The following is a 23,546-nucleotide window of genomic DNA, read 5'->3' as shown; positions in this document are numbered from 1 at the left end:
ATCAGTCGTAATTGCGGATGTCGTCGATGTCGGTTGTGCCGAAATCTTCGCGATCCAGGTAGGCAAGGATGCGGGCGGCCACATTGGCGGGCGAAGCGAGCTTGCCCGTGGCGTGGAAGTCCTGGAACTTGGCCAGCGCGGGGAAGCTGTCGGGGTCGCTGGAACGGATGGCGACCTGCATGTCGGTGTCGACAATGCCGGGGGCCAGCGCGACGATGCGCGCGCCGTCGGCGCCTTGTTCCTGCTTGACCACGCGCGTGTACATGTCCAGCGCGGCCTTGGTGGCGCAGTAGACGCCCCAGCCGGCGTTCGGGTTGCGGCCCGCGCCGGAGGAAATGTTCAGCACGCGGCGGTCAGCGTTAAGGCCTTCGACGGCGGCCAGAAAGCGCGCGGTCAGCAGCATGACGGCGGTGACGTTCAGGTTGAAGGCGGCGGTAATGGCCGCGCTGTCGATCAGGGCGTCGGTGCCGGCCACGGGGTGCACCGTGCCCGCATTGTTGATAAGCAGATAGCGCTTGGCATCGCGCGGCAGGGCCGCGCAGATGCGTTCAGCCGAGGCTTCGGCCGCTTTCAAGTCCGAGAGGTCCACGGACAGTTGTTCCAGCTGCACATCCCGCGACTGCGCGTAGGCGGCCAGTTCGGGGTCTTCGCGGCGCGCCAGCGTGATCAGGCGGGTGCCCGGTTTGGCCAGGCCGCGCGCCATGGCGGCGCCGATGCCGCGCGAAGCGCCGGTAAGGATTGCGATGGTGTCAGACATTCGTGGACCTCTGGGTACGGTTAGCGGAAGTATCGCGACAGACTTAAACGCCTTGCTTCAGGCTGGCCTGGATGAAGGGATCCAGGTCGCCGTCCAGCACTTTCTGCGTGTTGGAGATTTCAACGTTCGTACGCAGGTCCTTGATGCGGCTTTGGTCCAGCACGTACGAACGAATCTGGTGGCCCCAGCCCACATCGGTCTTGGAGTCTTCCAGCTTCTGCTGTTCGGCCATGCGGTTGCGCATTTCCAGTTCGTAGAGCTTGGACTTCAGCATCTGCATGGCTTCGGCGCGGTTGCGATGCTGCGAGCGGTCGTTCTGGCACTGCACCACGATGCCCGTCGGGATGTGCGTCAGGCGCACGGCGGAATCGGTCTTGTTGATGTGCTGACCGCCCGCGCCGGACGCGCGGTAGGTGTCCACGCGCAGGTCGGCGGGGTTCACTTCCACTTCAAACGATTCATCGACTTCGGGGTACACGAAGACGCTGGCGAACGAGGTGTGCCGGCCGCCGGACGAATCGAACGGGCTCTTGCGAACCAGGCGATGCACGCCGGTTTCGGTACGCAGGTAGCCGAAAGCGTATTCGCCTTCCATCTTGATGGTGGCCGACTTGATACCCGCGACGTCGCCTTCGGATTCTTCCAGGACTTCGACCTTGAAGCCCTTGCGCTCGGCGTACTTGAGGTACTGGCGCAGCAGCATCGATGCCCAATCCTGGGCTTCCGTGCCGCCCGCGCCCGCCTGGATGTCCAGGAAGCAGTTCAGCGGGTCGGCCGGGTTGGAGAACATGCGGCGGAATTCCAGGTTTTCCAGCTTTTCCTGGAACGCGTCGGCGTCCTTTTCGATGGATTCGAGCGTGGAATCGTCGTCGTCGGCCTCGGCCAGTTCAAACAATTCGTTGGCGTCGGCCAGGCCCGTGCCAAGACCGGTGAGCGTTTCCACCACGTCTTCCAGGGCTTTCTTTTCACGGCCCAGGTCCTGGGCGTGCTTGGGGTCGTTCCAGACCGCCGGGTCTTCGAGCTCGGCGTTTACAACGTGCAGGCGTTCAGCTTTGGCATCGTAGTCAAAGATACCTCCGTAGAGCCTGTTCGCGCTCCGCGTAATCGGCGAGGCGGGCTGCGAGCTGGTTCTGACGTTCGGCTTCCATGATGATCCTGTCCTGATGACTTTTGTGCGAAACCTGGCATTTTACCGTGGTTGGGGCAACTACGCGGGCGCGTGTTGCAACAGGGGGGACGGATCGCTGGTTGGGAAGCGATCGTGCCGGCGTCGGCTTCCCCCCAGGCTTTACCCCGCGTGCTCGATCACCAGCTGCACGGACACCATGCCGTTCCAGACGTTCTGTTCCAGGCGGTACGCGGCCTGGATGTGTTCGGGCAGCGACTGGTCGTGGCCGAACCAGATGGCGTCAAAGCGCTGGTGGCCGCGTTCAAGCGACAGCTTCAAGTGCTTGTCGCCGACCAGGCGCTGGTTGCGTACGGTGAATTCGTCCAGGAACAGGGGGGCGGCAAAGCCCGCGCCCCAGACCTGTTGCTGCAACATGCCGGCGATTTCGGCGTTGGCGTAGCCGGTTTCCAGCGATCCGTCGGTTTCAATGACCGGTTCGAAGGTGTCGCGGCCGGTCAGCTCGCGCACGGCGGCGTCGAACGCGGGCGCGAAGGCGGGAAAGTCGGCGCGGCCCAGCGTCAGGCCGGCCGCCATGGCGTGGCCGCCGAACTTGCGGATCAGGTTGGGGTGGCGCTTGGACACGAGGTCCAGCGCATCGCGCAGATGCACGTCGGGAATGGAGCGGCCCGAGCCACGGATTTCGTCATCGCCCGCCGGCGCGAAGGCCAGCGTGGGACGCCAGAATTTTTCTTTCAGGCGCGAGGCCACCAGCCCCACCACGCCCTGGTGCCAGCCAGGGTCGAACACGCAGACCGTGGCGCCCGCCGCCGCATTGGGCGCTTCCATGGCGGCCAGTGCCTGTTCGCGCATTTCGGCTTCGATCGTGCGGCGTTCGCGGTTGATGTTGTCGAGCTCGCGCGCCATTTCCAGCGCTTGCGCTTCGTCATCCGTCGTCAGGCAGGCGATGCCCAGGCTCATGTCGGCGAGGCGGCCCGCCGCGTTGATGCGCGGGCCCAGCGCAAAGCCCAGGTCGAAACCATTGGCGCTGCGCGGTTCGCGGCCCGCCACGGCAAACAGCGCGCGCAGGCCCGGTTGCAGCCGGCCGCTGCGCATGCGCTGCAAGCCCTGCGTGACCAGCAGGCGGTTGTTGGCGTCCAGCTTGACCACGTCGGCAACGGTGCCCAGCGCCACCAGGTCGGACAGCGCGTCCAGGCGCGGGCCGCCATCAGCGGGGTAAACACCACGGCGACGCAACTCGGCGCGCAGCGCCAGCATCATGTAGAAGATCACGCCCACGCCGGCCAGGTTCTTGGACGGGAAGCCGCAGCCGGGCTGGTTCGGGTTGACGATGGCCAGCGCGTCGGGCAGGGTGTCGCCGGGCAAGTGGTGGTCGGTGATGACCACGCCGATGCCCGCGTCGTTGGCGGCGGCCACGCCGTCCACGCTGGCGATGCCGTTGTCCACGGTGATGATGATGTCGGGCTTGCCGCTGCGGTGGCGCACGGCCAGCTCGACCACGGCGGGCGACAGGCCATAGCCGGTTTCAAAGCGGTTGGGCACCAGGAAGTCGACGTCGGCGCCCATGGCCGACAAGGCGCGCAGCCCGACCGCGCAGGCGGTGGCGCCGTCGCAATCGTAGTCGGCCACGATCAAGAGCTTTTTGCCGGCCTGGATGGCATCGGCCAGCACGCCGGCGGCGTGCGCGGAATGGGTCAGGCCGGCGGGCGGCAACAACGATGGCCAGGCCAGCTTGGTCTGATCAGGATGCGTGACGCCGCGCGCGGCCCACAGGCGGGCCAGCAAGGGATGGATGCCCGACGCTTCCAGGACGCGGCAGGCGTCCAGGTCGGCGGGGCGAGTCGTTAAGCGGGGTGAGACCACCAGGCGCTCCAGTTTTTCTTGGGCGCGGGCAGCAAGCCCAGCAGGCCCCCGCGCGGTTTCAGGGTCAGGGCGACTTGGCGGTCGTCGCCCAGCAGCAGCAGTTCGGCGGGCCTGTCGGGCACGCCCTGCTTGCCCGCCAGGGGGCGCAAATGCTGCGTATCGAGTTCGGTCAGGGCGTCAAGCCAGGCGGCCCAATCGCCCGCGCGCTGGGGCGCGTCAAGGCCGGTCAGCACGCGTTCCGGGCCGGGCGCGGCCACCGGCCAGGGCGTGCCGCCGCCGTATAGCCATAGCGCATTGACGGGCGGCAGGCCGCGCGCGGCGCGGTCGTCGTTGACGGGGTGTTCGTGCCACGCCATCTGTATTTCATTCAGCAAGCGCCGCCACGGCCGCGTTTCCGCGTCCTGGCGCCACCATTCATTCAAGCGATGCCCCGCCACGACCAGCGGCGATGCCGTCTGCGGACGCAGGCCGTCAGGCAAGGTCAGCCGCCAGCGCTGCGGGGACAGGGGTTGGACCGTAAAACCGGTGCCGTCGAACAAGGGCTGCGCCGTGTCCAGTAAGGCGGCGGATTCTTCGGGGCGCAGATCCATCTGGCCCGGGTCCAGCAGATTGGCCTGGTCCGCGCCCAGGGCCAGGTGGACCAGCTCGGCCAGCCACACGGCTTGCCCGGCCGGGGCCTGCTCATCGGCCAGCAACGGACCCAGGCCCGCGCCTTGCAGCAGGCCGGGTTCGGGTCGGTAGCCCGCGCGGGTCAGTTGCCAGGATTCAAAAGCCGTGCAGCCGGCGGCACGTACATCGAAGGGGGCGGCCCGGGCGGCGCCGGCCAGCAACCAGCGGTGCAGCGTGGGGGCGCGTTCAGGCAGCAGCTTGGCCAGTTCGGCGGCAACGGGAAGGGCGGGCAGGGCGCCCGGAATGACGATCAGCATGGCCGCGATTGTAGTCCGCCCGGGCGGCGGGAACTAAGCGGCGGTGGCGGCTGCCATAGGTTGACACGGCTGGTCGTGGAACCGCACATCCGCGGCGCGATTTCCAGGCCGTTAATGCCATAATGCGCACGTGCTGAAAATACCCTACGAACTCTGGATAGGCGCCCGCTATGCCGGGATGGCCCGAATCCGCCAGCGACGCGGGCGCCGCGATCGCTTCATCTCCTTCATCGCCGCCAGCTCCATGGCGGGCATCGCGCTGGGCGTTGCCGCCCTGATCGTGGTGCTGTCCGTGATGAACGGTTTCCAAAAAGAAGTGCGCGACCGCATGTTGTCGGTGCTGCCGCACATCGAACTCTATATTCCCGGCGCCTTGCCCGAACAGGTGCTTGAGCGCTGGCAGCAGTTCGCCACCGCCGCCGAGCAAAACCCCCAGGTCAAGGCCGGCGCGCCCTTCGTGGCGGCGCAGGGCATGCTGGTGCGGGGGCAGGCGTTGCGCGGTGTGCAGGTACGGGGCATCGACCCGGCCACCGAAGGCAACGTGTCGGACCTGCCGCGCCAGATGGTGTCGGGCAAGCTGACCGATCTGAAAGCCGGTGGCTTTGGCGTGGTGCTGGGCAACGAGCTGGCCGACGGGCTGGGCGTGAAAGTGGGCGACACGCTGTTGATGATGGCGCCGCAAGGCTCAATCAGCCCGGCCGGCTTTGCGCCGCGCATGCGCCAGTTCACCGTGGTGGGCGTGTTCTCGTCGGGCCACTATGAATACGATTCGTCGCTGGCGTTTGTCGATAACCAGGACGCCGCCCGCGTGTTCCGTGAGAGCGGCACGGCGGGTGTGCGGCTGCGCATTGCCGACATGCAAAAAGCGCCCGAAGTCGCCAATGAACTGAAGAAGGTGCTGCCGCCCTACGTGATGGCCAGCGACTGGTCGCGCAACAACCGCACCTGGTTCGCCGCCGTGCAAACCGAAAAGCGCATGATGTTCCTGATCCTGGCGCTGATCGTGGCGGTGGCCGCGTTCAACCTGCTGTCGTCGTTGGTGATGGCCGTGAAAGACAAGCAGTCGGACATCGCCATCTTGCGCACGCTGGGCGCGGGGCCGGGCGAAGTCGCGCGCATCTTCCTGGTGCAAGGCGCGATGATCGGCGTCATCGGCACCTTGCTGGGCGTGGTGGGCGGCATTGCCATTGCCTACAACGTGGATGTGATCGTGCCGTTCATCGAGCGCATGCTGGGCGTGCATTTCCTGCCGCGCGAAGTCTATTTCATCAGCGCGTTGCCGTCCGACCCGCAAATGGGCGACATCGCCACCATCGGCCTGACGTCGCTGGTGCTGTCGTTGCTGGCGACGCTGTATCCCAGCTGGCGCGCCTCGCGTCTGCAACCGGCACAGGTGCTGCGCCATGATTAAGATTCCAAACGCAGACGCCCTGACGCCCGCGTTGCAGGCCGAGAACATCGTCAAGTACTACGACGAAGGCCCCGCCCGCGTCGACGTGCTCAGCAACGTCAGCCTGTCGGTGGCGCGCGGTGAAATGGTTGCCATCGTGGGCGCTTCCGGCTCGGGCAAGAGCACCTTGCTGCACATCCTGGGCTTGCTTGACGTGCCCACCAGCGGCTCGGTGTCGGTGGACGGCAAACTGGCCGTGGGCTTGTCCGAGGCCAAGAAAAGCGCCGTGCGCAACAGCAGCCTGGGCTTTGTCTATCAGTTTCATCATCTGCTGCCGGAATTTTCCGCGCTGGATAACGTGGCCATGCCGCTGATCGTGCGCCGCGAGACCCGCGACAAGGCTCGCGCCGCCGCGCGCGAAGTGTTGGCGCTGGTGGGCCTGGCCGCGCGCGAGGACCATTTCCCGGGGCAGTTGTCGGGCGGAGAACGCCAGCGTGTGGCGCTAGCGCGCGCGCTGGTCACGCGGCCCGTTTGCGTGCTGGCCGACGAACCCACCGGCAACCTGGACCGCAACACCGCGCACAAGATGTTTGAATTGTTGACGCGCGTGAACCAGGAATCGGGCACGGCATTCGCCATCGTCACGCATGATCCCGAACTGGCCGCCCGCGCCGACCGCCAACTGCTGATGGAAAACGGCCGCCTGGTGTCGGGGTAGCAGGGCCATGCCGGTGGCGAGCATAATGGCGCCAAGGAGACCCCGCCCATGCTGATCGACACCCACTGCCATCTGGACGCCGCCGAGTTCAACGCCGACCGCCAGCAGGTAGCCGACCACGCATGCGAAGCCGGCGTGGGGTCCATCGTGATCCCCGCCGTCGAACGCGCCAACTTTTCCGTGGTGCAGGCACTGGCCGGGCAGATCGCCGGCGGCGCCTACGCGCTGGGCATCCACCCGCTGTACGTGCAGCGCGCCGACGATGCCGACCTGGACGTCCTGCGCGACACCATCAAGCAATGCCTGGGCGACCCCCGCTTTGTCGCCATCGGTGAAATCGGCCTGGATTTCTTCGTGCCCGAGATCGCCACGGGTGAACCGCGCGAACGCCAGGAACGCTTCTATGCCGCGCAGCTGGCCATGGCCGCCGAATTCAAGCTGCCGGTGCTGCTGCATGTGCGCCGTTCGCAAGACATCCTGCTCAAGTACCTGCGCCGCCATGGCCCCATCGGCGGCATTGCACATGCCTTCAACGGCAGCGCGCAGCAGGCGCAGGCGTTTATCGACCACGGTTTTGCCTTAGGCATGGGGGGCGCGATGACCTACGAACGCGCCTTGCAGATCCGTCGTCATGCGGTGGATGTGGACTTGTCCCATCTGGTGCTGGAGACGGACGCGCCCGATATCCCGCCCGCCTGGCTGCACCCGCCGCAGCGCCGCAACCGGCCAGGCGAACTGCCGCGCATTGCCGCCGTGCTGGCCGAGCTGCGCGGCATCACGCCCGCCCAGGTGGCGCACGCCACTACCGCCAACGCCATGCGCGTCTTGCCGCGTTTGCCCGCCGCCATCCTGGCCGGCGACGACTGAATCCGTCCCCGCATGATGCCGCCGAAAGGCGGCATTTTGTCGTCTGGATACATCAGAGATCCGAGAAATTTCTTAAAACTTTCTAAAAACTGAATTAAAGCTGACAAAAAGTTGAATCGCATATTGGGAATGCCTATCATTGCCGTTCATTGAAATTCCCAATCAGCGCACTGCGCGCCGCCCGCCTCGGGTGGTTGTCCCGATTCCCCATGTCGACTCAGAAAAGCACTAAAGACCTCGACCTCGTCGCGTCCCGTCCTTCCCATCTTGTTCCTCGTCTTGCCCCCCGTCCTGGCTTCCGTTTGTTGCCGCTGGCGCTGGCCATTACCGCGTCATGCGCGGCGCATGCGCAAAACACGGCTGGCGCCATGGAAGACACCATGGGCGTGGCGCAGCTGGACACCGTGGTGGTAACGGCCGCCGGCTTCGAACAGGAAATCAAGAACGCGCCGGCGTCCATTTCGGTCATCACGCGTGAGCAGCTGGAGACGCGCCCGTTTCACAACCTGGCCGATGCGGTTGCCGACGTCGAAGGCGTGACGGTCGAGCGGGGCGGCAAGGCGGGTGGCATGAACATCAGCATCCGTGGCCTGCCCAGCGACTACACGCTGGTGCTGGTCGACGGCAAGCGCCTGAACCAGAACAGCTCGGGCGCGCGGCCCAACGGCTTTGGCGACGTCGACACCAACTTCATCCCGCCGATGGCCGCCATTGAACGCATCGAGGTCGTGCGCGGCCCCATGTCCACGCTGTACGGCTCGGATGCCATGGGCGGCGTCATCAACATCATCACGCGCAAGGTCAGCCAGGACTGGACCGGCCAGATCACGCTGGACGGCACCGCGCAAGGCGACAACACCTACGGCAACAACTATGGCGCGGCCTTCTACCTTAGCGGCCCCATCAAGACCGACAAGCTGGGTCTGACGCTGCGTGGCGGCCACTACCGCCGGCTTGGCGCCAACGGCAGCTACCCGGTCAACCAGGCCGAATACAACAGCGGCAACTACACCGGCGACATCGCCAGCTTTTCCGGCCTGGGCGACAGCACCCAACAGAACGTGGGCCTGCGCCTGGCGCTCACGCCCAACCGCAACCACGACGTGCTGTTCGACGTGGACAGCAACTGGCAAACCTATGACAACGGCAACGGCGAGCTGGGCACGCTGAACACCAGCATCGCGCCCAATCGCCAGGGCGGCGGCTACGACCCGGAAATGGAGTTCAACCGCCAGCGCTATGCGTTGACGCACCTGGGCCGCTACGGCGGGTCGGTCAGTTCCGATACCAGCTTGGTCTATGACACGACCGAGACCATCGGCCGCACCAACCCGATGAACGCGCCGCGCCGCCCGACCGACGGCGACAAGCGCGATCTGGAATACGACAACTGGGTGTTCGACACCAAGTGGACGATGCCGCTGCTCAATGAACGCCACAACCTGACGGTGGGCGGCCAGTGGCGCGAACAGCACTTCAAGGACACGCTGGTGTCCGCGCCGCTGGACCAGCGCCAGTATCAATGGGCATTGTTCGCCGAAGACGAATGGCGCATCGTGGACGACCTGGCCCTGACGGCGGGTGCGCGTTACGACCGCAACGAGCAATTCGGCGGCAAGTGGAGCCCGCGCGGCTACCTGGTCTGGAACGCAACGCCGATGTGGACGGTGAAGGGCGGGGTCAGCAAGGGCTACAAGACGCCCGACATCAATCTGATGACCGACGGCATCATCGGCCTGGGCGCCCAAGGCACCATGCCGCTGTTGGGCAATTCGCAGCTGAAGCCGGAAAGCAGCACCGCGTCCGAATTGGGCCTGCTGTTTGACGATGGGGAAGGCCTGTCGGGCAACCTGACGGCGTTCCACACCAAGTTCAAGGACAAGATCGACAGCCAGAACGTGCCCAACTGCCTGGCGGCAGGTGGCCCGGCCGCAGGCTGCCTGGACCTGGGCGTATGGGAACGCAACGGCATCCCGGTGGCCAATTTCTCGCAACGCGTGAACGTCGATACCGCAACCATCCAAGGTTTCGAGCTGGGTGGACGCGTGCCGCTGGGCGGCGGCGTGTCGTTCAACGGCAACTACACCCTCACCGCCAGCGAAGTGACTTCGGGCGCCAAGCAGGGCCAACCGCTGGGTTCGCAACCGCGCCACGCGCTGAACCTGGGCTTGAACTGGCGCATCAACGACCAGTTCAACGTGTGGGCGCGCGGCGAATACCGCGCCAAGCAGTTCAACGACATGGATTGGGAAAAAGAGCAGGTGTTCTACAACCCATACTGGCTGGCCAGCACGGGCGGTTCATACGTGGTCAACAAGAACGTGACCTTGTCGGCGTCAGTGTTCAACCTGTTCGACAAGAACTTCGTGAACTACGGCCCGACCAAGGTAGGCGCCACGACGCCAGCTGCTAACGCCAACTGGACCAATTCCTACCGGCAGGTGCTGGAAGGGCGCCGCTTGTGGGTGTCGGCCAACATCACGTTCTGATCGGGGGCGGGGAGCCTGGCGGCGGAACAGGCAGCGGAACAGGCAACGGATGTGGCACTTCAATGCGCACCGCCAGCCCGTGCGGCGACACGTTCCGTGCCGCTATCCGCCCCTTGTGCGCGGCCACGGCGGCCTGGGCAATCGACAGGCCCAGGCCCGCTCCGGAGCCCGGTGTCTTGGCGCCCGAGGCCGCGCGAAAGAAGGGTTCGAACAATGATTCCAGATCATTCGGCGACACGCCGGGCCCTCGGTCTTCAATTTCCACGCAGGCGTAATTCGCGTTCTGTATCAGCCGCACGCGGATGGCGCTGTGCGCCGGCGCGAAACGCAGCGCGTTGCGCATGACGTTTTCAATGGCGCTGGACAGGCTGTCGCGTTCACCCGTGATCAGCACCGGCGGGGGCGGTTCCCAGGCGATGCGCACTTGCAACGTGGTCGCTTCAAAGCGGGCGTCTTCGACCACGGCGTTGACGATGTCGCCAAGGTCTAGCGTGTCGTTCGGTTCGGGCAGCGCGCCCAGCCGCGCCAGCCGCAGCGTGCTGCCCACCAGCGCATCCAGCCGTTCGCATTCACGTTCGATACGGTCCAGCTGCACGTCCTGGCGTTCATCCTTGCGCCGCGCCAGCTCGCTGGCCAAACGCAGCCGCGCCAGCGGCGAACGCAATTCATGCGCGATGTTGTGCAGCAGTTGTTCACGCGTGTCGACCACCGCTTTCAGGCGGTCGGCCATGGCGTTGAAGTCGCGCGCCAACAGGCCAAGTTCGTCCTTGCGCCCGGCCAGCTTGGCCGGCGTGTGCGCGCCCAGATGGCCCGCCGCCAGCGCCTGCGTGGTGTGACGCAGCTGCGTCAAGGGCGCCGTCACGTGGCGGGTCAGCGCCCAGCAGAACGGCGCCGTCACCGCCAGGGCGAACAGCAGCAAGGCCAGCGCCACGGGCGACAGCCCCAACACTTCCCAGTGCGACGAGTCGAACGGCAGGAACAGCATCAGCAGCTCGGCGCCATCCGGCAACACCAGCAGCTGCGGCTGCCACCAAGACACGCGTTGCACAGAGGGGTCCGGCTGCGCCGGGTCCGCCGGCACGGGCCGGTCGGGCGCCGCGCGGTAAGCGCTTAGCCAATCGTGCATGCGGGCCGGCAGCGTGCGGCCCAGGATCTCGCGGTCGTCCGTATCCAGGATGTAGATCTTCAGCGCGGAATAGCGCTGGTCCATCGCTTGCACCCAGCGTTCCAGGCCGTCCTTGCCGTGGATGCGCGCCACCTGGGCGGCGTCATGCGTCAGGCTGCCCGGGTTCAGCCCGTCCAGCGAATTGATGCGATACCAGGCCACGGCCGCCGTGAACAGCATGCCGCACACCAGGATGATGGCCATGGCGGACCAGAAGGTCAGGAACGCGCGCCAGAACAGCGAGCGCGTCGGCAATAGCCAGCGCATCAGGCCGCGCCCGCCAGCACGTAACCCAGGCCGCGCAGATTGCGGATCGACAGCGTGCCGTTGGCCTGATCCAGCCGCAGCTTCTTGCGCAGCGCGCTGATGTGCGTGTCGATACTGCGGTCATAGCGGTCGGGCCGCCGGCCCAGCGCATACATGCCGATCTGTTCGCGCGCCACGACCTGGCCCGGCGCGCGCATCAGCAGTTCCAGGATGCGCTGTTCGGCGCCGGTCAGCAGCACCTCCTCGGCGTCCAGGCAGGCGCGCCCGGAGGCCGGGTCCAGCGACAGCGCGCCCAGCGTCAGGCTGGGCTTGGTGGTTTCAGGCACCTCTTCAAAGCGCCGCAGCACGGCGGTGATGCGGGCTTTGAGTTCGCGCGGACTGAAGGGCTTGGCCAGGTAATCGTCGGCGCCGAATTCCAGCCCCAGCACGCGGTCGGTTTCGCCGCCGTGCGCCGTGAACATGATGACGGGGCGGCGCGAGCGTTGCCGGTATTGCTTGAGCAGGTCCAGGCCGCTGCCGTCCGGCAGCATCAGGTCCAACAGGATCAGGTCGTAGTCGTCCTGCGCCAGCAGGGCCAGCCCGTGCGTGCCCGTATGCGCCAGGGTCAGCACGCAATGGTTGGGTTCAAGGTATTCACGCAGCATCTGTGCCAGTTCGACGTCGTCGTCGATAAGCAGGATGCGGCGCGCGACCGCTGATTGGGAGAAGAGCATCCGTAGTGTGTTCCGCACCCGGCAGTGTGGCCGATGGCCGCCCGCCGAAGTGTCAAGAAGTCTGAAGAAGATAAAAGTTGCGGAAAGGTGTTTGCCCGGTTCCGAAAGCCTCAATTCTAATATGAGAATAGTTTTCATTAAGAAATAAGAGGCAGCGCCGAGGCCGCACGCGGGGTGCGGCAGGGCGCTGGTACGGGAGAAAACAAGCATCATGAGCAGCAACGATCTGGCCTTGGGCGGCCGTGTTTTGACATCGCGCACGCAGCTGGCGGCGGCGTTGTGCGCGGCCGGCCTGGGCATGGCGCCGGCGGCGTCGTGGGCGCAGGCCGCAAGCGAGGCCAAGACGCTGGACACCGTGGTGGTCACGGCCAGCGGCTTCGAACAGCAGATCCAGGACGCGCCGGCTTCCATCAGCGTCATCACCCGCGAAGACCTGGACAAAAAGTTCTACCGCGACGTGAATGACGCGCTGATCGACGTGCCGGGCGTCATCGTTACCGGCGGTGGCGACCGCCAGGACATCAGCCTGCGCGGCATGGGCCCGCAGTACACGCTGATCCTGATCGACGGCAAGCGCCAAAGCTCGCGCGAGACCCGCACCAATTCCGACTCGGCCGGGGTCGAAGGCGGCTGGACGCCGCCGCTTGCCGCCATCGAACGTATTGAAGTCGTGCGCGGCCCGATGTCGTCGCTGTACGGCTCGGACGCCATGGGCGGCGTCATCAACATCATCACCCGCAAGGTGCCCAAGGAATGGCACGGTGAAATCCGCATGGATACCACCATCCAGGAAAGCAGCAAGTCGGGCGATATCTACCAGGGCAACTTCTACCTGGCCGGCCCCATCAAGAGCGACCTGCTGGGCCTGCAAATCTACGGCCAGGCCTCGCAGCGCGACGAAGACAATATCGTTGACGGATTTCGCAAGCGCAATTCCGACAGCGTCACGGCCAAGCTGGCGCTGACCCCCAACCGCGACCACGACATCGTGCTGGAAGCCACCACGATGCGTCAGAAAATCCAGGAAACGCTGGGCAAGACGGTCGCGCCGCTGGCGCCGGGCGAGGCGTGCGCGCGCACCGGTTGCCCCGCGTCGGCGCAGAACGACTACCGCAGCAACAAGTGGGCGCTGTCGCATACCGGGCGCTGGGGCTGGGCGGTGTCGGACAGCTATGTGCAGGAAGAAGAATTCGACAACCGCTCGCGCCAGATGAAGGTCAAGAACCTGAACCTGCAAACCAGCTGGACCCTGCCGCTGGGCTCGCACATGCTGACGCTGGGCGGCACCTACCTGAGCCAGCGCCTGAACGACCAGACCGGCAACCAGCTGTCCGGCGGCCCCAACAAGATCGACCGCTACCAGTGGGCATTGTTCGCCGAAGACGAATGGCGCCTGACCGAGCAGTTTGCCGTCACTGCCGGCCTGCGCATGGACGAAGACGAAAACTTCGGCACGCACTTCAGCCCGCGTCTGTACGGCGTGTGGCATTTCGCCGACCGCTGGACCCTGAAGGGCGGCGTGTCCACCGGTTTTCGCGCGCCGGACCTGCGCCAGACGGTGGCGGGCTGGGGGCAGGTCAGCCGGGGCGGCAACATGTACGGCAACCCGGACCTGACGCCCGAGAAGTCCGTCACGGAAGAAATTGGCCTGCTGTATGACGACGGCGAAGGCTTTAACGCGGGCGTCACGCTGTTCAACAACGACTTCAAGGACAAGATCACGCGCGTGGCGTGCCCCTTGTCCCAGTGCACCGAAGGCCCCAACCAGTTCGGCTCCAACCCCACCACCTACATGAACGTGGACAAGGCCGTGTCGCGCGGCGTGGAAGCCAGCATGAAGTTGCCGCTGGCGCGCGACTGGTCGCTGACCAGCAGCTACACGTTTACCAAGTCGGAACAGAAGTCGGGCCAGTACAAGGGAGAACCGCTGAACCAATTGCCCAAGCACCTGTTCACCACCACGGTGGACTGGCAGGCGTCCGACGCGCTGCAAGCGTGGGCGCGCGTGAACTATCGCGGCAAGGAAAGCCAGCCGATCACGGGCGCTTCGTCGTCGTCGGTGGTGGCGCCGTCCTACACCTTCGTGGACATGGGCGCGTCGTACGCGGTGAACAAGACCGTGTCGGTGTATGCCGGCATCTACAACCTGTTCGACAAGCAGGTCACGTATGACGATTACGAATACGTCGAAGACGGCCGCCGTTACTGGCTGGGCGTCGGCGTGAAATTCTGATCGGGATGAATGAACTGGGGGGGCGATGCCTGCTTCCCCGCGAAGCCAAAGAGGTACGTATGACGATGCAGCAAAACACCGGCCATGGCCGACGCCGACTGATCCAGGCAGGCGCCGCGCTGGCCCTGTCGGCCGCCTTTGGCGTGTGCATGGCGCAAGCCACCGTGCCGGTCAAACACGCACGCGGGCAGACGAGCGTGCCGGCCAATCCCACCAAAACCATCGTGATGGACATGGCGGTGCTGGACACCCTGCACGCGCTGGACGTGGAAGTGGCCGGCGTGCCCACGGCCGCCAAGCTGCCGCCGCAGCTGGCGCAATATGCCGAGCCGCGCTACCTGAAAGTGGGTTCGCTGTTCGAGCCCAACTACGAAGTGATCCACGCCGCGCAGCCGCAGATGGTTATCGTCGCCGGCCGGTCGGCACCGAAGTACGACGAACTGTCCAAACTGGCGCCCACCATCGACCTGACCGTCGACCCGCGCGACCTGGTCGGCAGCGTCACCCGCAACACCGAAACGTTGGCCGCCATCTACGGCAAACAGGCGCAAGCGCGCCAGCAGCTGGACGCCTTGCGCGCATCGATATCCGCGCTGCAAGGCCAGGCCGCCACGGCCGGCACGGCGCTGGTCATCCTGACCACGGGCGGCAAGATGAGCGCCTACGGCCCGGGTTCGCGCTTTGGCGTCATTCACGATGCGTTCGGCCTCAAGCCCGCGGCCAAGGGCCTGAACGTGTCCAACCACGGCCAGGCCATCTCGTTTGAATTCATCGCCGAGACGAACCCCGACTGGCTCTTCGTGATTGACCGCGATGCCGCGATCGGCCGCGAAGGCGTATCGGCCCAGCGCATGCTGGACAACGACCTGGTGCGCGCCACGGCCGCGTGGAAGAACAAGCGCGTGGTCTATCTGAACGGCTTTAACTGGTACCTGCTGGGCAGCGCCGGGCTGACGGCCATGCAGCAGAACGTGGACGACATCGCGGCCGCGCTGGCGCCGCGAAAGTAAGCGGCATGACTGGGGCAAGGGAAGGCCGCCGATGACCTGGCGGCGCACGATAAGCGGGTGGGGCGGGCTGACGCTGGCGGTGATGGTGCTGTTGGCGCTGTGCGCGGCCAGTGTCAGCCTGGGCGCGGGCACCTTGTCCGTCTCGGCGCTGTGGGGCAGCGGCGAAGAGGCCGAGCGCGCCTGGCGCCTGTTGATGGTCAGCCGCGTGCCTCGCACGCTGGCCTTGCTGCTGGCCGGCATGGCGCTGGCGGTGGCGGGGTTGATCATGCAGATGCTGGTGCGCAACCGCTTTGTGGAACCCACCACGGCCGGCACCGTCGAATCGGCCACGCTGGGCATTCTTGTTATTACCTTGCTGGCGCCCGATACGCCGGTAATCGGCAAGATGATGACGGCCACCGCTTTTGCGCTGGCCGGCACCTTGCTGTTTTTGGCCTTGCTGCGCTGCGTGCCGCTACGCACGCCGTTCATCGTGCCGCTGATCGGCCTGATCCTGGGCGGGGTCATCCATGCGGCCACTACCTTCATTGCCTTTCGTTTTGACCTGCTGCAATCGCTGCACGCCTGGACCACCGGTGACTTCTCGGGCGTGCTGCGCGGCCGCTATGAATTGCTGTGGATCGGCTTTGTGCTGGCCTGCGCCGCCTATGTAGCGGCGGATCGCTATACGGTCGCGGGCATGGGCCGCGAGTTCGCGTCCAACCTGGGCTTGAACCACGCGCGCCTGACGTTCGTGGGCCTGCTTATCGTGTCGGCCATTTCGGCCGTGGTGGTGGTCACGGCGGGCGGCATACCCTTCCTGGGCCTGATCGTGCCCAACGCCGTCAGCCTGGTGCTGGGCGACAACATGCGCCGCTCCATCCCGTGGGTAGCCTTGCTGGGCGGCGTCTTCGTGCTGGCCTGCGACATCATCGGGCGGCTGGTGATCCACCCCTACGAAATCCCGATCGGCACCGTGGTGGGCGTGGTCGGCAGCATTCTGTTCCTGTGCCTGCTGCGTTTGAAAAGGACTCGTCTTGGTTGATCCGGCTATCTTGCCCGCCGTGCAGAGGCGCGCGCGCTCGCCGCAGCGCGCGCGGCTGCTATGGCTGTCCGCCGTGGCGCTGGCCTGCGTGGCGGCGTATATGAGCCTGGGCGCCAATGGCCAGTGGTCGTTCGTGATCCCGTTTCGTGGCGGCAAGCTGGTGGCGATGGTGCTGGTGGCGTATGCCGTGGCCGTGTCGTCCGTGCTGTTCCAGACCATCACGCACAACCGCATCCTGACGCCCGCCATCATGGGCTTCGATGCGCTGTACCTGCTGATCCAGGCGGTGGTGGTGTTCGGCTTCGGCCAGGCCGCCACGGCGGCCCAGCATCCCGTAGCGGCCTTCATGCTGGAGGTGTGCGCGATGACGGCGTTTGCCTGTCTGCTGTTCCGGTGGCTGTTTTCGGATGCGCTGCGCAGCCTGCACCTGATGATGCTGGTGGGCATTGTCTTCGGCCTGCTGTTTCGCAGCCTGTCCAATTTTGTCGTGCGCTTGATCGACCCCAACGAATTCCTGGTGCTGCAAGACCGCATGTTCGCCAGCTTCAATGCCGTGCGCGTGTCGCTGCTGCCCATTGCCCTGGCGGCGGTATGCGCGGCCACGCTGGTGATCTGGCGGCTGCGCCACCGCTACGACGTGTTGGCGCTGGGGCGGGACATTGCCGTGAACCTGGGCGTGGACTATCGCCGCAGCCTGCTGCTGACGCTGGGCGCTATCGCGGTGCTGGTGTCGGTGTCCACCGCGCTGGTCGGCCCCGTCACCTTCTTCGGCCTGCTGGTCAGCAACCTGGCGTACCAGGCGATGGGTTCCGACAAGCATCGCTACACCGTGCCTGCCGCCACCTTGCTGGGCGTCATCTTCCTGGTTGGCGGGCAAACACTGCTGGAACGCGTGCTGGGCTTGAACACCACCGTCAGCGTGGTGATCGAATTTGTGGGCGGCGTGATGTTCCTCGCCCTGATCCTGCGCAAGGGGCGCCGATGATAGAAATAGACAAGGTCAGCAAGCACTACGGCGACAGTGTGGTGGTGGATGACGTCACGCTGCAACTGCCCGCCAACGGTGTCACCGCCATCATCGGACCCAACGGCGCGGGCAAGTCCACGCTGCTGTCCATGGTGAGCCGGCTGCTGCCCGCATCCGCCGGGCGCATCCATGTGGACGGCCTGGACGTGATGCGCGCGGACAGCCGCGAGCTGGCGCGCCGCCTGTCCATCCTGCGGCAAGACAACCACCTGCCGCTGCGCCTGACCGTCCGCGACTTGGTCGCGTTCGGCCGCTATCCGCATACGGGCGGGCGGCTGACCGTGGACGACCAGACCCACATCGACCGCGCCCTGGCGTATCTGAACCTGGAACCCCTGGCCGGGCGCTATCTGGATGAGATGTCTGGCGGCCAGCGCCAGCGCGCTTTCGTTGCGATGGTGCTGTGCCAGGACACGCGCTACGTGCTGTTGGACGAACCGCTGAACAGCCTGGACATGAAGCACGCGGTCGCGATGATGGGCACCTTGCGCCGCGCCGCCGATGAGCTGGGCAAGACGGTGGTGCTGGTGCTGCACGACATCAATTTCGCGTCCAGCTACGCGGACCGCATCGTGGCCATGCGGCAGGGGCGCGTGGCGTATCAAGGCACCCCGGCCGAACTGATCCGGCCCGAGGTGCTGAGCCCGCTGTATGAATTGCCGATCGACGTTCACGAGATCGGCGGCAAGCGCATCTGCGTGTATTACCGCTAAGGAAGGTCGTGGGGCGCGCAACAACCCCTACGCTGATTCGGCGCTGGCGGTAAGCCCGGCCTGCCGCCTGGCGCGATGGCGGCGTTCCAGCATCACCGCCCACAGCCACAAGGGCATGCTGCCGAGGGCCAGCAAACTGCCCACCCAACCCGTCGACGTCCAGCCGTAGCCCGCCGCGATGGCCAGGCCGCCCAGGAAAGGCCCCAGCGCATTGGCGGTATTGAAGGCGGAATGGTTCAGCGCGGCGGCCAGGCCCTGGGCATCGCCCGCCACGTCCATCAGGCGCGTCTGCAACACGGTGCCCAGCGCGCCGCCCACGCCCACCAGGAACACGTTCAGCGTGATCAGCCAGACGTTGTGCGCCATCAACGGAAATAGCGCCAGCACCACGGCCGACCACACCAGCAGCAGCCCGGCCGTGCGCATCACGGCGCGGTCGGCAAACACCGGCACCACCATGTTGCCCACCGTCAGCCCCACGCCGAACGCGCTGAGCACAAAGGGCACGGTGGTGGGCGCTACCTGCGTCACGGCGGTCAGCGTGTCGGCCAGGTAGGTGTAGATGGAGAACAGGCCGCCAAAGCCCACCGCGCCGATCGCCAGCGTGATCCAGACCTGACCCCGGCCCAGTGCGCTCAGCTCGCGCAGCGGGCTGGCCTTGTGGTCGGCGGGCGTATCCGGCGCGTAGATGGCCACGCTGATCATCGTTAGCACCGCCAGCAGCGACACCAGCCCGAAGCTCCAGCGCCACCCGATCACCTGACCCAGCCAGTTGGCCAGCGGTACACCGACGATGGTGGCCACCGTCAGCCCCAGGAACACGCGCCCGACGGCCATGGTGCGGCGATTGGCCGGCACCAGCGAACTGGCCACCAGCGACGCAATGCCAAAGTACGCACCATGCGGCAGTCCGCTAAGAAAGCGGAAAAACAGCATCCAGTGATAATCCGGCGCAATGGCGCTCAGGCCGTTGCCAACGGCAAACAAGCCCATCAACGCAATCAGCAGGCGGCGGCGCGGCATTCTGGCGCCCAGCACGGCCAGGATCGGCGCGCCAACCACCACGCCCAGCGCATAGGCGCTGATGACGTGGCCGGCGGTGGGAGCGTCGATTCCTAGGGATTGGGAAAAATAGGGCAGCAGGCTCATCGTGGCGAACTCGGTGGTTCCGATGGCGAAGCTGCCCACAGCAAGGGCAAGCAGCACCAGCGCGGGGCGGTGCTGCAAGGAAGCAGGGTGAGACATGGGGATGGCTAGGGGTGATTCGAGGAATGTTGCAACGCAACAGCCGTATTGTAAGCACCCCTGGCTGTCATCCACATGTCTACGCGGCCTACTGGGTCAGATCCACCGCGTAGCGCGACAGCTGCGTCGTAGCGTCCGGGGTGGCGTCATACACGCTGACATTGGTCACGCCGTGCGCCGCCGCCATCGACAAGGTGCCGGGCACCGACCAGAACACCACGGGGCCGGCCAACCCGCTTAGCGGCTTGAAGCGCCAGCTGCGGTCCAGGCCGTAGGTGGCCAGGTCCAGCGTCGGGTTCTTCTTGATAAAGCTGATCAGCACGTCGCGGCTGGCGTCCGGGGCTTGCAGCACGATGTCGCCCTTGCCGCCCGCCAGGCCAGGAAAGTCACCGCCACCGCTGGCGCGGTAGTTGTTGGTGACCACCAGGAACTGCGCGGCCAGATCCAGCGGCGCACCTTGGTAGGTCAGGTTCGAGATACGCGTACCCTTGGGCTGGCTCACATCAATTTCGTACTTCAGCGCATTGCCCGGGGCATAGAGCACATCGAAATTGAACGTGGGGAAGGTCGTGTCGACCAGGTCTTGCGGTGCGGCCTGGGCGGGGTCGATCTGCTTGAACTGTTCGGCCGTCTTCTCCAGCCACTGGCGGACCGTATCGCCCGTGACGCGCACCACCTGCAAGGTGTTCGGGTACAGGTACAGGTCGGCCGCGTTGTTGATGGCCACATTGCCTTGTTTGACGAAGGTGAAGTCGCCCGGCCCGTTGCGCCCGCCCTTGAACGGCGCGGCGGCCGACAGGATGGGCAGGGCGCCGTAAGCCGGATTGTTCTTGGCGATATAGTCCTTCAGGTAATCGATCTGCGCCATGTTCACGATTTGCAGCGCCGACACGTCGCCCGTCAGCGCGTAGTAGGTTGCCATGTCGAACTGGCTTTGGCCGATTGGCGTCTTCACGTAGTCGATGGTGGCGGCATGCTCGCCTTGCACCAACTGCTGCACGGCGGTGTCCGGCGCCACGTAGGTGGCCGGCGTCGAGCCGCTTTGCGCGGTCAGGCGCGTGGAAATGCGCTGCACCGTGGTCGCGTCCTGCTGCACGCGCCAGCCCTTGTCGTACGACAGCTTCAACGTGATCTGGCCCAGGTTGTTGCCCCACTGGCCCGCCTGCACGGCCGGCACGCCGTTGACCAGGCCACGCACCGGGTCCACGCCCGGCTGCCCGACGAACGGGGACGTGGCGCTGGTGTCCGGAAACAGCAAGTGTTGGTGGCCCGTGATCAGCGCGTCGATGCCCGGCACCTGGCTCAGGTACCCGGCGCCGTTCTCCATTGCCGGGTCGTACGCTGTCTTCATGTCGATGCCGCCGTGCGCCAGCGCCACGATGATGTCCGCGCCCGCCGCCTTCATCTCGGGCACGTAGCGCTGCGCGGTTTCCTTCCAGCCCGTGACCTGCACGTGGCCTTCCAGATTGGCCTTGTCCCATTGCAAGATCGGCGGCGGGGCAAACCCGATCACGCCCACCTTGAACGGCACATCTATCGTCTTGCCACCCGCGTCCGTCGCCTTGAAAGTCTTGTCCAGCAACACCCAGGGCTTGAAGATGGGTTGCTTGCTGGCGGCCGACACCACGTTGGCCGACACGAAGGGGAAGGCCGGCGCGGCGCAGTTCTTGGCGCCGGTGGGATTGGTCTTGTCCGTGCCTTTGCCGATGCCGGCCAAGCCGAAGTCCACATTCGTGATCTGCGACAGATAAGGCAGGCCGTAGTTGAATTCGTGATTGCCCATCGTGCCCGCGTCGTAGGCCAGCAGGTTCATCTGCTTGTAGATGGCGATCATGTCCGAGCACTGCACCGGCGCTACCAGCGCCTGGTAGTCGGACAGCGCGGTGCCCTGGATGGTGTCGCCGTTGTCGAACAGCAGCGTGTTGGCGTGCTGCTTGCGTGCGTTGGCGATCAGCGTCGCGCTGCGGTCCACGCCATAGCTCTTGTCTTCGGCCAGCTTGTAGTAGTCGTAGCCCAGCACATTGGCGTGCAGGTCGGTGGTGGCCAGGATCGCCACGTCCAGCGCGGCGCCTTGCGGCACGCTGGCGACGGGCGGGGTGACTGCGCCGGTGTCATCATCATCATCGTCATCGCCGCCGCAGGCGGTCAGGCCCGCCAAGAGCGCAACGCTGGCCGATACCGCGAATAGTTTTCGTACGTGGGGCTTCACCGTCATTCCTCCGTGTCATGAAGGAATCCGAGTGTGAGGATGGTGTGTGACCTGGGCGTGACACGGATGACGCCGGGTATGCAAGCCGGGGTATGCCAGCGGGGTGTGCCCGCCGGGGTGTGCAAGCCGGGGTGTGCAAGCCGGGTAAGCGGCGTCCTACCGCAGCGGTGATGCTCTTGTCAGGCTGTCGGGTTCCAGCGCCGCCAGCGCATCCAGGAAGCGCCACGCGAATGAGCCCGGGCCTTCCGCCAGCGCGCCCGCGCGTTCGCCTGCGATGGCAAAGCAGGACAGGGCGGCAACGGCCGCGATGTACGGGTCGTCTTTGGACACGGCGGCAAAAGCGCCCACCACTGCCGTCAACGCGCAGCCCGTGGCCGTGACGCGCGGCATCAGCGGCGAGCCGCCCGTGATGTGCACTGAACGCTGGCCATCGGTGACGTAATCGGTTTCGCCCGTCACGGCCACCACGGTGCCATGGGCAGCAGCAATGGCGCGTGCCGATTGTTCTGCCTGCGCCACGGCGTCGCGCGCATCCACGCCCTTGCCGGCGCTGTGGCCGCCCGCCAACGCAATGATTTCCGACGCGTTGCCGCGCACGATAGTCGGTTGCAAGGCCAGCAATTGCCGCACGGCGTCGCGCCGGAAAGCGGTGGCGTGGTGCGCCACCGGGTCCAGCACCCACGGCACGCCGGCCTGCCGCGCCGACGCCGCCGTCAACAGCATGCTTTCCAACCAGGGCGCGGACAGCGTGCCGATATTGATGACCACCGCCCCGGCCATGCGCGCAAACTCCGGCGCTTCTTCGGTGGCGTGCACCATGGCGGGCGATGCGCCGATTGCCAGCAGCACATTGGCCGCGATGTTCATGGACACGAAATTGGTCAGGCACTGCACCAGCGGTGCATCCTGCCGCAGCGCCGTGTACCGGTCTTGGCACGCGCGCGCCAAGGCGGCGGTGTCGAGGTCGATGGAAGATTCAGCCATGCCTAAAGGTCCTTGCTACGCGTTCCGATGGATCGGCGTATGTTCTGGTGTTGCCGGGCACGCTGTCAATCGAGTCTGGTCGCGACCGTTCGTCACCTTACTTCGCGGACGGCCAGCGTCCGCCCAGGGCGCGCGTGGCGTCGGCCGCCGCTTCCTGCACCAGCTTGGCCATTTTCTTGACGGCCGCGGGCGAATAACGTTCTTTAGGGCCAGACAAGGAAATCGCCCCGCAGATGTCGCCGTCGGGGCCGAATACCGGGCTGGCCACCGCCGCGCAGTTCGGGTCGCGTTCGCCCATGGACGTCAGCATCAGGCCGACTTCGGCGGGGGACTTGCCGTCGACCAGATACGCGGTCAGCAGCCTGCCCGCCGCTCCCTTGTCCAGCGGCAGCAGGTCGCCGACACGAATACGGTCCAGCGTGGAATGGTGCGAATCCACGCGCAGCACGCAGGCGCGTGAATTGGCATCGTGGTAGACGTGGAACGACGCGCTTTCGGTGCCCTTATCGACCAGGGCTTGCAGCAGCGGCAGGATGGTTTCGGTCAGGCGGTAGGTGGCTTCGTACGCGCGCCCCAGGTGATGCGCGTAAGGCCCCAGGGAATAGCGGCCGTCGGCGCGGCGCACCACCAGCGCCACTTTTTCAAGCGAGGCAATCAGCCGCAACAAGGTGCTTTTGTAGAACCCCGTGGCCCGGGAAAGGTCGGCAAGCGTGATGGGCTCGGTGCGTTGCGCAACGGCCCCGACGATGGTCAGGGCGCGTTCGACGGCGGCGACGCCGTCAGTGGAATTGTCCTGAGTAGGGGTGCGACTCATTGGAAT

General features: G+C 65.8%; 19 protein-coding genes. 9 read left to right on the top strand and 10 right to left on the bottom strand.

The features are described from left to right. Position 1 precedes the first annotated feature (1 nt). The 4 genes from KYT87_RS16665 to KYT87_RS16650 all read right to left on the bottom strand — a co-directional run bounded on the left by KYT87_RS16665 (position 2) and on the right by KYT87_RS16650 (position 4,672). The gene (locus KYT87_RS16665; RefSeq protein WP_120156155.1) at positions 2-757 is read right to left on the bottom strand and encodes an SDR family oxidoreductase; all 756 of its coding nucleotides are present in this window, start codon (positions 755-757) and stop codon (positions 2-4) included. Positions 758-800: 43 nt separating this feature from the next. Further along, a protein-coding gene (gene prfB / locus KYT87_RS16660; RefSeq protein ID WP_100856261.1) for a peptide chain release factor 2 occupies positions 801-1,905 on the bottom strand; the annotation gives its coding sequence in 2 pieces (ribosomal slippage) (positions 801-1,823 and positions 1,825-1,905; 1,104 coding nt in all). A gap of 140 nt (positions 1,906-2,045) precedes the next feature. Then, on the bottom strand, positions 2,046-3,746 hold the full coding sequence (gene recJ / locus KYT87_RS16655) for a single-stranded-DNA-specific exonuclease RecJ (protein ID WP_219990402.1): 1,701 nt from the start codon (positions 3,744-3,746) through the stop codon (positions 2,046-2,048). Then, entirely contained in the window at positions 3,728-4,672 is a 945-nt protein-coding gene (locus KYT87_RS16650; protein WP_120156154.1) for a hypothetical protein, read from the bottom strand. The genes recJ and KYT87_RS16650 overlap by 19 nt, the downstream gene beginning before the upstream one ends. A 178-nt stretch (positions 4,673-4,850) precedes the next feature. Between KYT87_RS16650 and KYT87_RS16645 the strand changes: the two genes are divergently transcribed. The 4 genes from KYT87_RS16645 (at position 4,851) to KYT87_RS16630 (ending at position 10,136) form a co-directional block, all read left to right on the top strand. Further along, positions 4,851-6,083 carry a lipoprotein-releasing ABC transporter permease subunit gene (locus KYT87_RS16645; RefSeq protein ID WP_046805776.1) on the top strand — a complete coding sequence of 411 codons (1,233 nt, stop codon included), beginning with the start codon at positions 4,851-4,853 and terminating at the stop codon, positions 6,081-6,083. Further along, positions 6,076-6,780, top strand: coding sequence for an ABC transporter ATP-binding protein (locus tag KYT87_RS16640; RefSeq protein ID WP_219990401.1), 705 nt, complete (start codon positions 6,076-6,078; stop codon positions 6,778-6,780). Before KYT87_RS16645 ends, KYT87_RS16640 begins: the two co-directional genes overlap by 8 nt. 48 nt (positions 6,781-6,828) lie before the next feature. Beyond that, entirely contained in the window at positions 6,829-7,647 is an 819-nt protein-coding gene (locus tag KYT87_RS16635) for a TatD family hydrolase (RefSeq protein ID WP_120156152.1), read from the top strand. Between the two features lie 209 nt (positions 7,648-7,856). After that, positions 7,857-10,136 carry a TonB-dependent receptor domain-containing protein gene (locus tag KYT87_RS16630; RefSeq protein WP_370638713.1) on the top strand — a complete coding sequence of 760 codons (2,280 nt, stop codon included), beginning with the start codon at positions 7,857-7,859 and terminating at the stop codon, positions 10,134-10,136. Here KYT87_RS16630 and KYT87_RS16625 read toward each other — a convergent pair. Then, on the bottom strand, positions 10,126-11,568 hold the full coding sequence (locus tag KYT87_RS16625) for a HAMP domain-containing sensor histidine kinase (protein WP_219990399.1): 1,443 nt from the start codon (positions 11,566-11,568) through the stop codon (positions 10,126-10,128). The two genes, KYT87_RS16630 and KYT87_RS16625, sit on opposite strands and share 11 nt — an antisense overlap. Beyond that, positions 11,568-12,281 (bottom strand): response regulator transcription factor, encoded by a 714-nt coding sequence (locus tag KYT87_RS16620; protein WP_104145039.1) that lies wholly within the window; start codon positions 12,279-12,281, stop codon positions 11,568-11,570. The genes KYT87_RS16625 and KYT87_RS16620 overlap by 1 nt, the downstream gene beginning before the upstream one ends. A 211-nt stretch (positions 12,282-12,492) precedes the next feature. Between KYT87_RS16620 and KYT87_RS16615 the strand changes: the two genes are divergently transcribed. The 5 genes from KYT87_RS16615 to KYT87_RS16595 all read left to right on the top strand — a co-directional run bounded on the left by KYT87_RS16615 (position 12,493) and on the right by KYT87_RS16595 (position 18,288). After that, complete coding sequence (locus KYT87_RS16615) at positions 12,493-14,514, top strand: ligand-gated channel protein (RefSeq protein ID WP_219990398.1); 2,022 nt, start codon at positions 12,493-12,495, stop codon at positions 14,512-14,514. A 59-nt stretch (positions 14,515-14,573) separates the two neighbouring features. Further along, positions 14,574-15,524: a siderophore ABC transporter substrate-binding protein gene (locus KYT87_RS16610; protein WP_104145041.1), complete on the top strand. Its 951-nt coding sequence runs from the start codon at positions 14,574-14,576 to the stop codon at positions 15,522-15,524. A gap of 31 nt (positions 15,525-15,555) precedes the next feature. Beyond that, complete coding sequence (locus KYT87_RS16605) at positions 15,556-16,548, top strand: ABC transporter permease (protein WP_219990397.1); 993 nt, start codon at positions 15,556-15,558, stop codon at positions 16,546-16,548. Positions 16,549-16,648: 100 nt separating this feature from the next. Continuing rightward, a complete protein-coding gene (locus KYT87_RS16600) occupies positions 16,649-17,533 on the top strand; it encodes an iron chelate uptake ABC transporter family permease subunit (RefSeq protein WP_370638778.1) in 885 nt (294 codons plus the stop codon). Next, positions 17,530-18,288: an ABC transporter ATP-binding protein gene (locus KYT87_RS16595; protein WP_219990396.1), complete on the top strand. Its 759-nt coding sequence runs from the start codon at positions 17,530-17,532 to the stop codon at positions 18,286-18,288. Before KYT87_RS16600 ends, KYT87_RS16595 begins: the two co-directional genes overlap by 4 nt. A 27-nt stretch (positions 18,289-18,315) precedes the next feature. Here KYT87_RS16595 and KYT87_RS16590 read toward each other — a convergent pair whose 3' ends face one another. From KYT87_RS16590 to KYT87_RS16575, 4 genes are all read right to left on the bottom strand, one after another. Beyond that, positions 18,316-19,533: an MFS transporter gene (locus tag KYT87_RS16590; protein ID WP_219990395.1), complete on the bottom strand. Its 1,218-nt coding sequence runs from the start codon at positions 19,531-19,533 to the stop codon at positions 18,316-18,318. 88 nt (positions 19,534-19,621) lie between these two features. Next, a complete protein-coding gene (locus KYT87_RS16585; protein WP_255593206.1) occupies positions 19,622-21,748 on the bottom strand; it encodes a 5'-nucleotidase C-terminal domain-containing protein in 2,127 nt (708 codons plus the stop codon). 150 nt (positions 21,749-21,898) lie between these two features. Beyond that, positions 21,899-22,726 (bottom strand): hydroxyethylthiazole kinase, encoded by an 828-nt coding sequence (thiM, locus tag KYT87_RS16580; protein ID WP_120156146.1) that lies wholly within the window; start codon positions 22,724-22,726, stop codon positions 21,899-21,901. A gap of 97 nt (positions 22,727-22,823) precedes the next feature. After that, positions 22,824-23,540, bottom strand: a complete 717-nt coding sequence (locus tag KYT87_RS16575; RefSeq protein WP_046805764.1) for an IclR family transcriptional regulator — start codon at positions 23,538-23,540, stop codon at positions 22,824-22,826. Positions 23,541-23,546: the final 6 nt, after the last annotated feature.

The organism is Achromobacter sp. ES-001 (assembly GCF_019448355.1).
Taxonomy (GTDB): domain Bacteria; phylum Pseudomonadota; class Gammaproteobacteria; order Burkholderiales; family Burkholderiaceae_B; genus Achromobacter; species Achromobacter spanius_B.
Note: the sequence above shows the minus strand (reverse complement) of the source record. Positions and strands in the feature narration are given on the sequence as shown.

Coding starts and splice junctions, on each gene's coding strand:
- KYT87_RS16630 (WP_370638713.1), top strand. CDS start 7,857: ATGTCGACTCAGAAAAGCACTAAAGACCTCGACCTCGTCGCGTCCCGT.
- thiM (WP_120156146.1), bottom strand. CDS start 22,726: ATGGCTGAATCTTCCATCGACCTCGACACCGCCGCCTTGGCGCGCGCG.
- KYT87_RS16645 (WP_046805776.1), top strand. CDS start 4,851: ATGGCCCGAATCCGCCAGCGACGCGGGCGCCGCGATCGCTTCATCTCC.
- KYT87_RS16595 (WP_219990396.1), top strand. CDS start 17,530: ATGATAGAAATAGACAAGGTCAGCAAGCACTACGGCGACAGTGTGGTG.
- KYT87_RS16615 (WP_219990398.1), top strand. CDS start 12,493: ATGAGCAGCAACGATCTGGCCTTGGGCGGCCGTGTTTTGACATCGCGC.
- KYT87_RS16610 (WP_104145041.1), top strand. CDS start 14,574: ATGACGATGCAGCAAAACACCGGCCATGGCCGACGCCGACTGATCCAG.
- KYT87_RS16590 (WP_219990395.1), bottom strand. CDS start 19,533: ATGTCTCACCCTGCTTCCTTGCAGCACCGCCCCGCGCTGGTGCTGCTT.
- KYT87_RS16620 (WP_104145039.1), bottom strand. CDS start 12,281: ATGCTCTTCTCCCAATCAGCGGTCGCGCGCCGCATCCTGCTTATCGAC.
- KYT87_RS16665 (WP_120156155.1), bottom strand. CDS start 757: ATGTCTGACACCATCGCAATCCTTACCGGCGCTTCGCGCGGCATCGGC.
- KYT87_RS16635 (WP_120156152.1), top strand. CDS start 6,829: ATGCTGATCGACACCCACTGCCATCTGGACGCCGCCGAGTTCAACGCC.
- KYT87_RS16640 (WP_219990401.1), top strand. CDS start 6,076: ATGATTAAGATTCCAAACGCAGACGCCCTGACGCCCGCGTTGCAGGCC.
- KYT87_RS16605 (WP_219990397.1), top strand. CDS start 15,556: ATGACCTGGCGGCGCACGATAAGCGGGTGGGGCGGGCTGACGCTGGCG.
- KYT87_RS16585 (WP_255593206.1), bottom strand. CDS start 21,748: ATGACGGTGAAGCCCCACGTACGAAAACTATTCGCGGTATCGGCCAGC.
- KYT87_RS16600 (WP_370638778.1), top strand. CDS start 16,649: ATGAGCCTGGGCGCCAATGGCCAGTGGTCGTTCGTGATCCCGTTTCGT.
- KYT87_RS16625 (WP_219990399.1), bottom strand. CDS start 11,568: ATGCGCTGGCTATTGCCGACGCGCTCGCTGTTCTGGCGCGCGTTCCTG.
- KYT87_RS16650 (WP_120156154.1), bottom strand. CDS start 4,672: ATGCTGATCGTCATTCCGGGCGCCCTGCCCGCCCTTCCCGTTGCCGCC.
- KYT87_RS16575 (WP_046805764.1), bottom strand. CDS start 23,540: ATGAGTCGCACCCCTACTCAGGACAATTCCACTGACGGCGTCGCCGCC.